This is a genomic window from Pseudomonas sp. D3-10 (assembly GCF_051132175.1).
Lineage (GTDB): Bacteria > Pseudomonadota > Gammaproteobacteria > Pseudomonadales > Pseudomonadaceae > Aquipseudomonas.
On sequence record NZ_CP071668.1, the window covers coordinates 464602 to 478780 of the forward strand.

Consider the following 14179-nt stretch of genomic DNA (forward strand, 5'->3'; position numbering starts at 1 on the left):
GCGGTCCTCAAGCGGAAGTCTGGGCCTGGATGGGCTCACTCCGCGAGGTCCTGCTCCTCAATGGTCTGGGTGTGGTTGGTGAAGACACAGATGTCGCCGGCAATGCCAAGGGCTGTCTCAACGATTTCCCGGGCCGACAGGTCGGTTTTTTTCAACAGGGCGCTGGCGGCGGCCTGGGCGTAGGCGCCACCGGAACCCATGGCGATCAAGCCGTCTTCAGGCTCAACGACGTCACCGTTGCCGGTGATGATCAGCGAGGCATCCTTGTTGGCGACCGCGAGCATCGCTTCGAGGCGGCTCAGGGAGCGGTCGGTACGCCATTCCTTCGCCAGCTCGACGGCGGCGCGGATCAGGTGGCCCTGGTGTTTTTCAAGCTGGCCTTCAAAACGTTCGAACAGGGTGAAGGCATCGGCGGTGGCCCCGGCGAAACCGGCGATGACCTGGCCGTGGTACAGGCGGCGGACTTTCTTCGCGTTGCCTTTCATCACGGTGTTGCCCAGTGAAACCTGGCCGTCGCCGCCCATGACGACTTTGCCGTGACGGCGGACTGAAACGATGGTGGTCAAGGGAAGAGTCTCCACGCAGCGGGGCGAAAATGCCCGGATGGAACTCATATGGGGGTGGCGTGGTTTTTTTCAACTGTGGTGTGGGGGAGGGGACGAGTGGTGCGCTGTGATTGTTCCGCGACCCTGTGGCGAGGGGATTTATCCCCGCTGGGCTGCGAAGCAGCCCCAAAAATCAGAGAACGCGGTGCATCAGACTCACCAGGTCCGCTGCTGTTGGGGTCGCTGCGCGACCCAGCGGGGATAAATCCCCTCGCCACAGGATCGCGGTCGCCTGCCTTCAGCGGCTCTGGCGTTGTTGTAACAACAGGTTGCTGAAGCCGCTGCCGGCCAGTTGTTTCTGGGCCTTGGTCAGCTCTTCCCGATTGCTGAACGGGCCAACCAGTACCCGGTACCAGGTTTCGTCCTTCACCGTGCCGGATTCCACCGACACCGACTGGCCCAGCAAAATGATCTGTGCCCGGACCTTGTCGGCATCGGCTTCCTTGCGGAACGAGCCGGCTTGCAAGAAGAACTTCGTCACTGGCGCAGCCTTTTGTACGGGCGGCGCGGGTGGCGGCGTGATGCCGGCCAGGGCCGCCTGGGCGCGGGCGGTGTCGATCTTGGCGGCTTCGGCCGGGGTCACCGGTGTGGCCGGCACCTGAGGCACTTGTGGTGTCGGCAGGGTTTTCTCCGGCACGGCATCGGGCGGCACGATGACTTCCGATTCCGGCAGCAGGGTATAGAAGTCGTACTTCGGCTTCACCGGTTGCGTCGGGCTCGGCGGGGTCTTGTTGGCCTCGGCGATCCGCGTGGCTTTCTGCTGCTCTTGCCGCACGCGCTTGACGTCATCGCCCTGGCCCGGCTCCAGCTTCATCAGAAAGACAATGAAAGCGCCGACGGTCAGGCCGATGGCCATCCACAACCAGCCCGGAATCGGCTTTTTGGCCGGGGGCTGGTAACGACTGGCGCCGCGTTTGGGTGCAGGTTTTTTCTTGGCGGCCAACTTACATGCGCTCCAGGGTTTCCAGGCCCAGCAGTTCCAGGCCTTGCTTGAGCGTACGTCCGGTCAGCGCGGCGAGGCGCAAGCGGCTCTGCATTTGTGCCGGGGTGTCGGCGCTGAGGATCGGGCAGTTCTCATAGAAGCTGGAGAACAGGCCAGCGACGTCGTACAGGTAGGCACACAAAGTATGCGGTGTACCTTTGTCGGCGACGTTGTTCAGCACCTCGCCGAACTGGGCCAGCCTGGCCGCGAGCTCCTGCTCGTGGGCGGCCTCGAGGACAATCTGACCCTCCACTTCGTCGAAGCGTTTGCCGAGCTTGCGGAACACCCCCGCCACGCGGGTGTAGGCGTACAACAGGTACGGCGCGGTGTTGCCTTCGAAGTTGAGCATCAGGTCGAAGTTGAAGCTGTAGTCGCTGGTGCGGTGTTTCGACAGGTCGGCGTACTTCACCGCGTCGATGCCGACGACCTTGGCAATGTTGCGCAGTTCGTCTTCGGCCAGGTCCGGGTTCTTGCCCTTGACCAAGGTGTAAGCGCGGTCCTGGGCTTCGGTCAGCAGGTCGATCAATTTTACGGTGCCGCCGTCGCGGGTCTTGAATGGGCGGCCGTCGGCGCCGTTCATGGTGCCGAAGCCCATGTGCTCCATTTCCATCGGGTGGGTCACGAAGCCAGCCAGGCGCGCCACTTCGAACACTTGCTGGAAGTGCAGGGCTTGGCGCTGGTCGACGAAATACAACACCCGATCGGCCTTGAGCACGCCGTTGCGGTAGCGTACGGCCGCCAGGTCGGTGGTGGCATAGAGGTAGCCGCCGTCGGCTTTGACGATGATCACCGGCAGGGGCTCGCCATCGGCGGTCTTGAACTGCTCCAGGAACACGCACTGGGCGCCGTTGCTTTCTACCAGCATGCCCTTGGCGCGAAGGTCGTTGACCACGTTGACCAAGTCATCGTTGTAGGCGCTCTCGCCCATCACGTCGGCCATGGTCAGCTTGACGTTCAGCAGCTCGTAGATTTTCTGGCAGTGGGACAGGGAGATGTCCTTGAACTTGGTCCACAGCGCCAGGCACTCGGCATCGCCGGCCTGCAGCTTGACCACCAGGCCACGGGCGCGGTCGGCGAACTCGGGCGATTCGTCGAAGCGTTGCTTGGCGGCGCGGTAGAAGTTTTCCAGGTCCGACAGCTCGTCGCTGGTGATGGGGTTTTCCTGCAGATAGGCCATCAGCATGCCGAACTGCGTGCCCCAGTCGCCGACGTGGTTCTGGCGGATCACGGTGTCGCCGAGAAACTCCAGCACGCGCGCCACGCCGTCGCCAATGATGGTCGAGCGCAGGTGGCCGACGTGCATTTCCTTGGCGAGGTTAGGGGCCGAGAGGTCGACTACGGTGCGCTGCAATGGTCCGGCCTTGCGTACGCCAAGGCGCGCGTCGGCCAGGGCCGCGTCGAGACGCGAGGCCAGGGCCTGGGTGTTCTGGAAGAAATTGATGAAGCCTGGGCCGGCGATATCGGCCTTGCTGACGTTCTCGTCGGCCGGCAGCGCTGCGATGATCTTTTCCGCCAGGTCGCGAGGCTTCATGCCGGCCGGCTTGGCGAGCATCATCGCGATGTTGCTGGCGAAGTCGCCGTGGGTCTTGTCGCGGGTGTTCTCGACCTGAATCGCCGGCGACAGGCCTTCTGGCAGCACACCTTCAGTGACGAGTTGAGTGATGGCTTGCTGGATGAGCTGGCGAATGGTGTCTTTCATGGTCTTCTCTTTCAACCGCAGGCGCGGCGGCGCTTCGATGCGCTGGTGGAAAAACTGGGCATTATCCGTGGCGCGGGCGAGCTTGCCAACTGTAGCGGGTTGGTTGGGGATGTGTGGTGGTTGTTCGGACGCCTTCGCGAGCCGGCTCGCTCCCACATTGAAATGAGGTTTCTGTGGGAGCGAGCCTGCTCGCGAAGGCGGCGCCTGGGTCAGTACAAATCCACCGGATCCACATCCAGCGACCAGCGCACCGCCCGCCCGCTGGGCATCTGTTCGAGCACCAGCAACCAGGCATTCAACAGCCGATGCAGCGGCGCCCGGGCATTGGCCTGCAATAAAAGCTGGGCACGATAGCGCCCGGCGCGTCGTTCCATCGGCGCTGGCACCGGGCCCAAGAGTTCGATGCCGGTGAGGTTCTGTTCCGCCAGCAGACGCTCCGCCTCGCTGCACGCTTCATCCAGAAAACCTTCAGCCTGCCCCGGTTTGTGAGCCTCGGCCCGCAACAGCGCCAGGTGGGCGAACGGTGGCAGCCCGGCGCCTCGGCGTTCGCTCAACGCCTGCTCGGCGAAGGCAAAATAGCCTTGCTCGGTCAGTTGTATCAGCAGCGGATGATCCGCCAGGTGGGTCTGGATGATCACTTTGCCTGGCTCTTCGGCGCGCCCGGCGCGGCCTGCGACCTGGACGATCAGCTGCGCCATGCGCTCGCTGGCGCGGAAATCGCCGGAAAACAGCCCGCCGTCGGCATCCAGGATCGACACCAGCGTGACACGGGGGAAGTGATGCCCCTTGGCGAGCATCTGCGTGCCCACCAGGACGCAGGGCTGGCCTTTTTGGATGGTGGCGAACAGATTGTTCATCGCATCCTTTCGGGAAGTGCTGTCGCGATCCACGCGTAGCACCGGATAGTCGGGAAACAAAATGCCCAGCCGCTCTTCGGCGCGCTCGGTGCCGGCGCCCACGGGACGCAAGTCGACTTTCCCGCATTGCGGGCAGTTCCTCGGCACACGCTCGGAGTGCCCGCAGTGGTGGCAGCGCAGTTCGCCGTAGCGTTGATGGACGGTCATTCGTGCATCACAGCGCTCGCAACCGGACATCCAGCCGCAATCATGGCACAGCAGGGTCGGGGCGAACCCCCTGCGGTTGAGGAAGACCAGGACCTGTTGCCCGGCTGCCAGGGTCTGGCCGATGGCTTGCTGCATCGGTCCGGAAATGCCGCTGTCCAGTGGACGACTTTTCACATCCAGGCGCAGGAAGCGTGGTTGCTTGGCGCCGCCGGCTCGTTCGTTGAGGCGCAGCAGGCCGTAGCGACCGGTGTAGGCGTTGTGCAGGCTTTCCAGCGAGGGCGTGGCCGAGCCAAGGACGATGGGAATGTTTTCCTGACGGGCGCGCACCAGCGCCAGATCCCGCGCGTGATAGCGCAGGCCTTCCTGCTGTTTATAAGAACCGTCGTGCTCTTCGTCGATGATGATCAGACCGGGATTTTTCATCGGTGTGAACAGCGCCGAGCGGGTGCCGATGATGATATCTGCCTCGCCGTCCCGGGCGGCGAGCCAGGCTTCCAGGCGCTCGCGATCGTTGACCGCCGAGTGCACCAGGGCGATTCGCGCATTGAAGCGTTGTTCGAAGCGCGCCAGGGTTTGTGGGCCGAGGTTGATCTCCGGGATCAGCACCAGGGCTTGTTTGCCGGCTTCGAGGGTCTGGCGGATCAGTTGCAGGTAGACCTCGGTCTTGCCGCTGCCGGTGACGCCCGCCAACAAAAAGGCGTGGTAGCTGTCGAAGCCCGCGCGAATGGCCTCGCAAGCGGCCCGTTGCTCAGCGTTGAGTGGCAGTTCCGGCTGGGCCAGCCAGTGTTCATGGCGTGCGCTCGGAGCATGCCGGCGGACTTCCACCTGGACCAGGTCCTTGGCCAACAACAGGTCGAGGCTGTCCTTACTGAGCATCAACTTGCTCAATAACGGGTGCGCCACGCCATGGGGATGCTGGGCCAGGGTCGCCAGGGCTTCGCGCTGGCGCGGTGCGCGGGCGATACGCGGATCCTCCAGCGAGGCGCCCGGTGCCGCCGACCAGAACCGCTCCTGGCGCGCCTCGGCCGGTTCGCCCTGGCGCAACAGCGCCGGCAGGGCCCAACTCAGGGTGTCACCCAGGCTGTGCTGATAATACTGGGCGGTCCACAGGCATAATTTGAGCAGCGGCGCCGGCAGCGGTGGCGTCGCATCGAGTAGGGCCAGGGCTGGCTTGAGCTTATCGACCGGCACTTCGCTTTGATCGCTGACTTCCACCAGGATGCCGATCATTTCCCGCCGGCCGAACGGCACGCGCAGACGCATGCCCGGTTGCAACTGGGCACGCGGCACTCCAGCCGGGGCGCGGTAATCGAACAGGCGGCGCAGGGGCGATGGCAAGGCGAGGCGCAGGATGGCGTCGGGCACGCGGGGATCTCGGTAAACGGACAAATTCGCAAGTCAATGTGGGAGCGAGCTTGCTCGCGATGGCGGCCTGTCAGTCAACATGCATGTGGCAGATCCACCGCTATCGCGAGCAAGCTTGCTCCCACAGGGGTGTGGTGGGGGCGAGCCTAGCAGACGGTTGGTACAAGGCATAGCTTGCGTGAATGACGATGTCTGGTAGAATCCGCGGCCTAATTACGTGCGGTATTCAACAATAGTGTTGGGTGGCGGCACGCTAGCCTGAGGAAAACACCATGAAAACCGATATCCATCCAGACTACCCAGTTGTTGCAGTCACCTGCAGCTGCGGCAACAAGTTCGAAACCCGTTCGACCTACGGCAAAGCCCTGGCGATCGACGTTTGCAACGAATGCCACCCGTTCTACACCGGTAAGCAAAAGACTCTGGATACCGGCGGTCGCGTTCAGAAGTTCGCCGATCGTTTCGGTGCTTTCGGCAAAGTTACTCCGAAAGCCTGAGGCTAATCATTTTGGAAAGTCTTTCGGGCTATTCCAGACTGATGAAAAAGGCGTCCCTTGCGGGCGCCTTTTTTGTGTCCGCGATTTGGCTTTGTGGTGCTCAGGCGTCCTGCCCTTCGCCGGGTGAGCTGCCCGAAGTGGCCGTTCAGCGGGTCGTGGACGGCGACACCGTGTACCTCGAGGACGGTCGTCGCATCCGCATGATCGGCCTCAACAGCCCGGAGCTGGGCAAGCGCGGGCGTGCTGATGAACCGTTCGCCGTGGCGGCGCACCAGCGACTCGAGGCCTTGGTGGCCGCCAGCGCCGGCCGGGTCAAGGTATTGCCGGGTCGGGACGACCGCGATGATTACGGGCGCACGCTTGCTCATGTCTACGACCGCCAGGGCCGAAACCTGGAAGAACAGTTGATTGCCGAGGGGCTGGGTTTCCTGGTGGCGGTCGCGCCGAACGTTGAGTTGGTGGAGTGTCAGCAGGCGGCGGAGCGCCAGGCGCGGCAAGCAAGGCTCGGGATCTGGAAGAAATCCCCGGTCACGCGAGCCGAGCAAATCAAGGCGCCCGGCTTTGCGTTGGTCAGCGGCCGTGTAGACAGCGTGCAACGCAATCGCGGCGGTATCTGGATCGAACTGCAAGGCGCGGTTGTCCTGCACATCGCTCCCAACCTGCAGCGCAATTTCGATGCGTCGATGTTGAAGCGCCTGCAAGGCCGGACAGTCGAGGCGCGCGGTTGGGTCATCGATCGCTCTCGACGTGGAGCTACCAAGCAGGGGCAGGCGCGATGGATGTTGCCGCTGACCGATCCGGCAATGTTGCAGCCGGTGCTCTGAGAAAATAATTGTAGACATTTCTTTGCTCGATTGTATGCATCAAGCCCTTGTGTTTCGCTGCTCTTGGCCCAAAGTCGTAGGGCAGGGCGCTTGACAGGAGTGACTGGTCAGTCTTGTAGGGACTTTGCGAGGCGCGTATCCTCGGCGGTCCGTCTGTCCAACACAGTAAAAAGCGGAATGCCCACATGTCTGATCTGAAAACTGCCGCTCTCGAATATCACGCTAATCCTCGTCCAGGAAAGCTGAGTGTCGAGCTCACCAAGGCCACCGCTACTGCCCGCGACTTGTCGCTGGCCTACAGCCCCGGCGTAGCCGAACCAGTGCGTGAAATCGCTCGCGACCCTGAGCTGGCCTACAAATACACCGGCAAGGGCAACCTGGTTGCAGTCATTTCCGATGGCACCGCGATTCTCGGCCTGGGTGACCTCGGCCCGCTGGCTTCCAAGCCAGTCATGGAAGGCAAGGGAGTCCTGTTCAAGCGTTTCGCCGGCATCGATGTGTTCGACATCGAAGTCGATTCCGAAAGCCCGCAAGCCTTCATCGACACCGTCAAGCGCATCTCCATCACCTTCGGCGGCATCAACCTGGAAGACATCAAGGCACCTGAGTGCTTCGAGATCGAGCGCGCCCTGATCGAACAGTGCGACATCCCGGTTTTCCATGATGACCAGCACGGTACTGCGATCGTGACCGCAGCCGGCATGATCAACGCCCTGGAAATCGCTGGCAAAACCCTGCCGGAAGCCAAGATCGTCTGCCTGGGCGCGGGCGCTGCGGCCATCTCCTGCATGAAATTGCTGGTGAGCATGGGCGCCAAGATCGAAAACATCTTCATGATCGACCGTACCGGCGTGATCCACTCCGGCCGTGACGACCTGAACCAATACAAGGCCGTGTTCGCCCACGCGACCGACAAGCGCTCCCTGGCGGACGCGCTGGACGGTGCGGACGTGTTCGTCGGCCTGTCGGGCCCGAACCTGCTGACCCCGGAAAACCTGCTGCGCATGGCGCCGAACCCAATCGTGTTTGCCTGCTCGAACCCGGATCCGGAGATCTCCCCAGAGCTGGCTCACGCGACTCGCAGCGACGTGATCATGGCCACCGGCCGTTCGGACTACCCGAACCAGGTCAACAACGTGCTGGGCTTCCCGTTCATCTTCCGTGGTGCCCTGGACGTTCGCGCCAAGCGCATCAACGAAGAAATGAAAGTCGCGGCCGCCAACGCCCTGCGCGAACTGGCCAAGCTGCCGGTGCCTCAGGAAGTGTGCGACGCCTACGGCGGCATCAAGCTGGAATTCGGTCGTGAGTACATCATCCCGAAACCCATGGACGCCCGCCTGATCACCCTGATCTCCGACGCCGTGGCCAAGGCCGCCATCGAGACGGGCGTGGCCACCCTGCCGTACCCGAAGAACTACCCGCTCAAGAGCGTGGATGACGTGTTCAACGGCTAAGTCGTTGTAGCGCTTCAATTAAAAAAGCCCTGGCTCTGATGAGCCGGGGCTTTTTATTGGCCGCCGCTTTGTATGACCACCGCAAATCCCCTGTGGGAGCGAGTTCGCTCGCGATGACTATCTTCAATTCACCCCGGGCCAGCTCAACGCTCGAGTCTCACTTCAACCCTGTGGCGAGGGAGCTTGCTCCCACAGGATGGTGCCCAAAAAAAGCCCCGCACTTCTTTTGAAGACGGGGCTTTTGGGTGAGGCTCGGTCAGAACAAATCGATCGGCGCCGCCTCGTCTGCCGGCAACGGGCTGCCCGGCGCTACGCCGTTGCCCAGCTCGTTGACCGACGGCGGGGTGTCTTCGCTCTTGAACAGTTCGAAGTACGCACCCGGCGTACCTGGCGTGGCCGCGCGGCCGCTGACCGGGTCGACTCGCAGACTGAGGATGCCTTCCGGTTCAGGCTGGGTGTGTGGCGGCTTGTCCTTGAGGGCGGCGCCCATGTAGCTCATCCAGATCGGCAGCGCCACGGTGCCACCGAACTCTCGCCGACCCAGGCTTTCGGGCTGGTCGAAACCGGTCCAGACGGTGGTCACGTAATCGGCGTTATAGCCGGAGAACCAGGCGTCCTTGGATTCGTTGGTGGTACCGGTCTTGCCCGCCAGGTCGGTGCGGCCCAAGGCGAGGGCTCGACGGCCGGTGCCGAGCTTGATCACGTCCTGCAGCATGCTGTTGAGAATGTAGGTGGTGCGTCCGTCAACGATGCGTTCGGCGATTGCCGGCGCTTGTGGTACGGCAGGGGCGGTGGTGGCTTCGCCACCTGTTGCGTTCACCGTGAAGGTCTCAGTGGCAGGCGCGGCGACGCCGTTGCTGGCCTCTTCGCCCGTGGGGACCCGTGGCGGGTTGGCAAGGAACAGCGTTTCGCCGTTGCGGCTTTCTATCTTATCGATGATATACGGAGTGATCTTGTACCCGCCGTTGGCAAATGTGCTCCAGCCCGTGGCGATCTCCATCGGCGTCAGCGTCGCGGTGCCCAGGGCCAGGGACAGGTTGCGCGGCAAGTCCTGCTTGTTGAAGCCGAACTTGCTGATGTAGTCGATGGTGCGGTCCACGCCCAGGGCCTGCAGCAGGCGAATCGATACAAGGTTGCGGGACTTGTACAAGGCTTCGCGCAGGCGAATCGGGCCAAGGAAGGTATTGGTGTCGTTCTTGGGGCGCCAGACCTTGTCCAGGTATTCGTCGACAAAGACGATCGGCGCATCGTTCACCAGGCTGGCAGCGGTGTAGCCGTTATCCAGCGCGGCGCTATAGACGAATGGCTTGAAGCTCGAACCCGGCTGGCGCTTGGCCTGCAAGGCACGGTTGTAGTTACTCTGCTCGAATGCGAAGCCACCCACCAGCGAACGGATCGCGCCGTTTTGCGGGTCCAGGGAAACCAGCGCGCCCTGGGCGGCCGGGATCTGGCTGAACTTGAGGGAATTGTCCGGCTGGCGCTGCACCCGGACGAGGTCGCCGACCTGCGCCACGTCCGATGGCTGGCGAGGATTGGCCCCCATGCTGTTGGTATTGAGGAACGGACGGGCCCATTTCATGGTGTCCCAGGCCACGTGCTCTTCCGAATCGCCATTGCGTGTCAGGACCTTGATGCCGTCCTTGTCCACCTGGGTGACGATCGCCGGTTCCAGGCTGCTGATGGTGCGTTGCTTGGTCAGTTCCTGGGCCCAGGCTTCCTTGGTCTTGCCTGGCAGGCGCGATTCAGGGCCCCGGTAGCCATGGCGCTGGTCATAGGTCATCAAGCCTTCGTGCAGCGCGGTATTGGCCATTTCCTGCAGATCGCTTGGCACCGTGGTGGTGACGCGGAAACCTTCGGTGTAGGCGTCGCTGCCATAGCGACCGACCATCTCGGCACGGGCCATCTCGGCGATGTACGGGGCGTTCACTTCTGGAGTCGGGACGTGGTAGCTGGCGTTCAGCGGCTCATTGACCGCGGCGGTGTAGTCCGCTTCGCTGATCTTGCCGAGCTTGTACATGCGCCCCAGGATCCAGTCGCGACGTTCCTTGCTGCGCGCCGGATTGGCCAGCGGATTGAAGCGCGACGGCGCCTTGGGCAGGCCGGCGATCATCGCCATCTGCGCCAGGCTCACATCGCGGATCGACTTGCCGTAATACACCTGGGCTGCCGCCTCGATGCCGTAGGCGCGGTTGCCCAGGTAAATCTTGTTCACGTACAGCTCGAGGATCTCGTCCTTGGTCAGCTGCCGCTCGATTTGCAGGGCGAGGAGGATCTCGGTGGTCTTGCGCGAGAAGCTGCGCTCGCTGGTCAGGAAGAAGTTCTTCGCCACCTGCATGGTGATGGTGCTGCCACCGGACTGGATGTGGCCGCTCTTGATCAGCTGGCTGGCGGCGCGCATCAGGCTGCCGGGATCGACGCCGTAGTGGTTGGCGAAATTGTCGTCTTCAGCACTTAGTAACGCATTGATGAAATTGGGCGGAATGTCGGCGAAACGGATCGGCGTGCGGCGCATTTCGCCAAATTCGGCGATCAACTTGTTGTCGCTGCTGTACACCCGCAGGGGAATCTGCAACTGAATACTTCTCAGCGCCTCCACGGACGGCAATCCCGGACTAAGGTAAAGAAACGCACCGCTCAGGCCCAAGAGCAGTCCGCAGAAAACGGCGACGATGGACCATCCGAAAAATTTCAGCAGACGAATCAAGGCTTTTGGATATCCAGGCAAAGAATGAAAAGGCGCCAGGTGCAGGGAAGAACCCGTGCTTGCAACAAAGCGAAAAAAAACGCTGGGCATTATAAGCATTTTTTTTCGTCGGGAACGCCATCCGGACGTTCGTCGGACCGGGGGGATTGAACGCAACGCTTATTAGAGAGTCCGTAACTCACGGATAGTCATAGGGAATTGGTAGTGCTACGACTCTTCAATAAAAAAGCCCATGCGCTTCTGGGAATCGACATCAGCTCGACGTCGGTGAAGCTGCTCGAATTGAGTCGCCAGGGTGATCGTTATCGCGTCGAGTCGTATGCGGTCGAGCCTCTGCCGGCCAATGCCGTGATCGAAAAGAACATTGCCGAGCTCGAAGGCGTGGGGCAGGCGCTGTCGCGGGTGCTCGCCAAGGCCAGGACGCCCTTGCGCAACGTGGCGGTGGCCGTCGCGGGTTCGGCGGTCATCACCAAGACCATCGAGATGGATGCCGGGCTGTCCGATGACGAAATGGAAAACCAGCTCAAGATCGAAGCCGACCAGTACATTCCTTACCCCCTGGATGAGGTAGCGATCGATTTCGAAGTTATTGGCGTTTCGCCCCGCAGCACCGAGCGGGTCGAGGTGCTGCTGGCCGCGTGTCGCAAGGAAAATGTCGAGGTCCGCGAGGCCGCGCTGGCTCTCGCTGGGTTGACGGCCCGCGTGGTCGACGTGGAGGCCTACGCGCTGGAGCGTGCCTTTGGTCTGCTCGCGACCCAGTTGGCGGCGACTCAGGAGCGGTTGACGGTGGCGGTCGTCGACATCGGTGCCACGATGACCACCCTCAGCGTGTTGCACAACGGGCGCATCATCTATACCCGCGAGCAGTTGTTCGGTGGCCGCCAACTGACCGAGGAAATCCAGCGCCGCTACGGCCTGACGCCGGAGCAGGCCGGCCTGGCAAAAAAGCAGGGAGGGTTGCCGGACGACTATCTCAGCGAGGTGCTGCAGCCGTTTCGCGAAGCATTGGTCCAGCAGGTATCGCGCTCGCTGCAATTTTTCTTTGCCTCCGGCCAGTACAGCGCGGTCGATCACATCCTGTTGGCCGGCGGCACGGCTTCGGTGGCGGGGCTGGATCGGCTGATCGAGCAGCGCCTGGGCACACCCACCCAGGTGGCCAATCCGTTCGCCAACATGGCCCTGAGCAGCAAGGTCAACGCGGGCGCCCTGGCCAGTGACGCGCCCGCGCTGATGATCGCCTGCGGGTTGGCCCTCAGGAGTTTCGACTGATGGCGCGGATCAACCTTCTACCCTGGCGCGAAGAGCTGCGCGAAGAGCGCCGCAAACGCTTTCTGCTGGCATTGGTCGGCGCGCTGGTCGGTGCGGTGGGCCTGACCTTGATCGCGGTGCAATATCTGAACAGTGCCATCGACTATCAAACAGCGCGCAACAGCCACCTGCGCGAGCAGATTGCCGTCCTGGACGAGCGCATCGAGCAGATCAGCGAGTTGAAGGCACGGCGGCAACAATTGCTGGAGCGCATGCGCATCATCCAGGACCTGCAGGGCAATCGGCCGGTCAGCGCGCGGATTTTCGATCAGTTGGCGCGGACCCTGCCCGACGGTGTGTATTTCACTGACGTCAAGATGGAAGAGGGCACCTTGTCAATAACAGGGGCCGCGGAGTCGAACAACCGGGTCTCTGACCTGATGCGCAACCTGGACTCATCGGACTTGTTCGACGCTCCGAGCCTGACGGAAGTGAAGGCCACCACGGCGGGCCAGCTCGACCAGGCGAACATCTTTCAGCTGACGGTTCGCCAGACCCGCCCGGCCGATGCGGAGGACGCCCAATGAAGCCCGGAGAATGGCTGGACGCACTGCGCAAGATCGACCTCAGCGACTTGGACACCAACAATATTGGTTCGTGGCCGGCACCGATCAAATGGCTGGCTGGCATTGTGCTGGTGATACTGGTTCTGGGGCTGGGCTATAACTTCGCCTTGAGTGACCTGCAGACTCAGTTGCAGCAAGTGCAGGAAGAGGAGAACACCCTCAAGGCGCAATTTGCGGGCAAGGCTCACATGGCGGCGAACCTGGAGCGCTACACCGAGCAGATGAAGCAGATGGAGACCTCGTTCGGCGTGTTGTTGCGGCAGTTGCCCAGCGACACCGAAGTGCCAGGCCTGTTGGAAGACATCACCCGCACCGGCCTGGGCAGTGGCCTGGAGTTCGAGGAAATCAAACTGCTGCCGGAAGTCACCCAGCCGTTCTACATCGAGCTGCCGATCCAGATCACCGTGACGGGCGGCTACCATGACCTGGCGACATTCGTCAGCGGCGTGGCCGGGTTGCCGCGAATCGTGACTCTGCACGACTTCGAGATCGCCCCGATGGAGCCCGAGGAGGGGACGAAGCTGCGCATGAGCATCCAGGCCAAGACCTACCGGTACAACGAGCAGGAGGCGCAGCCATGATGTCGGCCTGGCGTATGAGCCTGCTGGCCGGGTTGGTCGCGTTGGCCGGCTGTAACAGCGACGACGGCTTCAGTGACCTGGATGCCTACATGAACGAGGTGCGCCTGCGCCCACCTGGCAAGATCGAGCCAACGCCGACCTTCAAGCCCAACGAAACCTTCACCTACAGCGCCGCGAACCTGCGCAGCCCTTTCTCCAGGCAAGTGCGCATGGACCAGGCGGGTCGGCCGCAGGGCTCGCGCAACGTGCGGCCCGATCCCAACCGGGTCAAGCAGTACCTGGAAGGCTTTAATATCGAGCAGTTCGAGATGGTCGGGACGATCTCCAATGCCAGCGGTTCCTTTGCACTGGTACGAGGCGCGGGCGGCGTACATCGGCTGAAGGTGGGGGACTACCTGGGACGCAATGATGGGCGGGTCGTCGCGATCAGCGCCACGCAGGTCGATGTGGTCGAAATCGTTCCCGATGGCGAGGGCGCCTGGCTGGAGCGGCCGCGGACCATTCCTTTGAAAGAGCACTCATAGTGGAAT

Annotated in this window: 12 protein-coding genes; 7 read left to right on the forward strand and 5 right to left on the reverse strand. The window is 62.4% G+C overall.

Annotated features, from left to right (window positions below; translation table 11 throughout):
* Positions 1-35: 35 nt before the first annotated feature.
* The 4 genes from hslV to J3P90_RS02070 form a co-directional block, all read right to left on the reverse strand.
* Entirely contained in the window at positions 36-566 is a 531-nt protein-coding gene (gene hslV / locus J3P90_RS02055; protein ID WP_007968352.1) for an ATP-dependent protease subunit HslV, read from the reverse strand.
* Positions 567-843: 277 nt separating this feature from the next.
* Positions 844-1548 carry an SPOR domain-containing protein gene (locus J3P90_RS02060; protein WP_420767034.1) on the reverse strand — a complete coding sequence of 235 codons (705 nt, stop codon included), beginning with the start codon at positions 1546-1548 and terminating at the stop codon, positions 844-846.
* Position 1549: 1 nt separating this feature from the next.
* Positions 1550-3286 carry an arginine--tRNA ligase gene (gene argS / locus J3P90_RS02065; protein WP_420767035.1) on the reverse strand — a complete coding sequence of 579 codons (1737 nt, stop codon included), beginning with the start codon at positions 3284-3286 and terminating at the stop codon, positions 1550-1552.
* A 209-nt stretch (positions 3287-3495) separates the two neighbouring features.
* On the reverse strand, positions 3496-5715 hold the full coding sequence (locus J3P90_RS02070) for a primosomal protein N' (RefSeq protein WP_434675764.1): 2220 nt from the start codon (positions 5713-5715) through the stop codon (positions 3496-3498).
* Positions 5716-5987: 272 nt separating this feature from the next.
* Here J3P90_RS02070 and rpmE point away from each other — a divergent pair, with 272 nt between their 5' ends.
* The 3 genes from rpmE to J3P90_RS02085 all read left to right on the forward strand — a co-directional run bounded on the left by rpmE (position 5988) and on the right by J3P90_RS02085 (position 8490).
* The gene (gene rpmE, locus J3P90_RS02075; protein ID WP_305497356.1) at positions 5988-6212 is read left to right on the forward strand and encodes a 50S ribosomal protein L31; all 225 of its coding nucleotides are present in this window, start codon (positions 5988-5990) and stop codon (positions 6210-6212) included.
* Positions 6213-6253: 41 nt separating this feature from the next.
* Complete coding sequence (locus tag J3P90_RS02080) at positions 6254-7036, forward strand: thermonuclease family protein (protein ID WP_420767037.1); 783 nt, start codon at positions 6254-6256, stop codon at positions 7034-7036.
* Between the two features lie 185 nt (positions 7037-7221).
* Complete coding sequence (locus tag J3P90_RS02085) at positions 7222-8490, forward strand: malic enzyme-like NAD(P)-binding protein (protein ID WP_420767038.1); 1269 nt, start codon at positions 7222-7224, stop codon at positions 8488-8490.
* 256 nt (positions 8491-8746) lie between these two features.
* On the opposite strand, the gene J3P90_RS02090 is transcribed toward J3P90_RS02085, so the two are convergent.
* Entirely contained in the window at positions 8747-11191 is a 2445-nt protein-coding gene (locus tag J3P90_RS02090; protein ID WP_434564161.1) for a penicillin-binding protein 1A, read from the reverse strand.
* A 207-nt stretch (positions 11192-11398) separates the two neighbouring features.
* Between J3P90_RS02090 and J3P90_RS02095 the strand changes: the two genes are divergently transcribed.
* Genes J3P90_RS02095 through J3P90_RS02110 form a run of 4 tightly spaced genes read left to right on the forward strand, consistent with a single transcriptional unit; the run spans position 11399 to position 14173 of the window.
* Positions 11399-12463 carry a pilus assembly protein PilM gene (locus J3P90_RS02095; protein ID WP_420767039.1) on the forward strand — a complete coding sequence of 355 codons (1065 nt, stop codon included), beginning with the start codon at positions 11399-11401 and terminating at the stop codon, positions 12461-12463.
* Positions 12463-13029 carry a PilN domain-containing protein gene (locus J3P90_RS02100; RefSeq protein WP_434608203.1) on the forward strand — a complete coding sequence of 189 codons (567 nt, stop codon included), beginning with the start codon at positions 12463-12465 and terminating at the stop codon, positions 13027-13029. The genes J3P90_RS02095 and J3P90_RS02100 overlap by 1 nt, the downstream gene beginning before the upstream one ends.
* On the forward strand, positions 13026-13649 hold the full coding sequence (gene pilO / locus J3P90_RS02105; RefSeq protein ID WP_434608201.1) for a type 4a pilus biogenesis protein PilO: 624 nt from the start codon (positions 13026-13028) through the stop codon (positions 13647-13649). The genes J3P90_RS02100 and pilO overlap by 4 nt, the downstream gene beginning before the upstream one ends.
* Positions 13646-14173, forward strand: a complete 528-nt coding sequence (locus tag J3P90_RS02110) for a pilus assembly protein PilP (protein WP_434561072.1) — start codon at positions 13646-13648, stop codon at positions 14171-14173. The genes pilO and J3P90_RS02110 overlap by 4 nt, the downstream gene beginning before the upstream one ends.
* Positions 14174-14179: the final 6 nt, after the last annotated feature.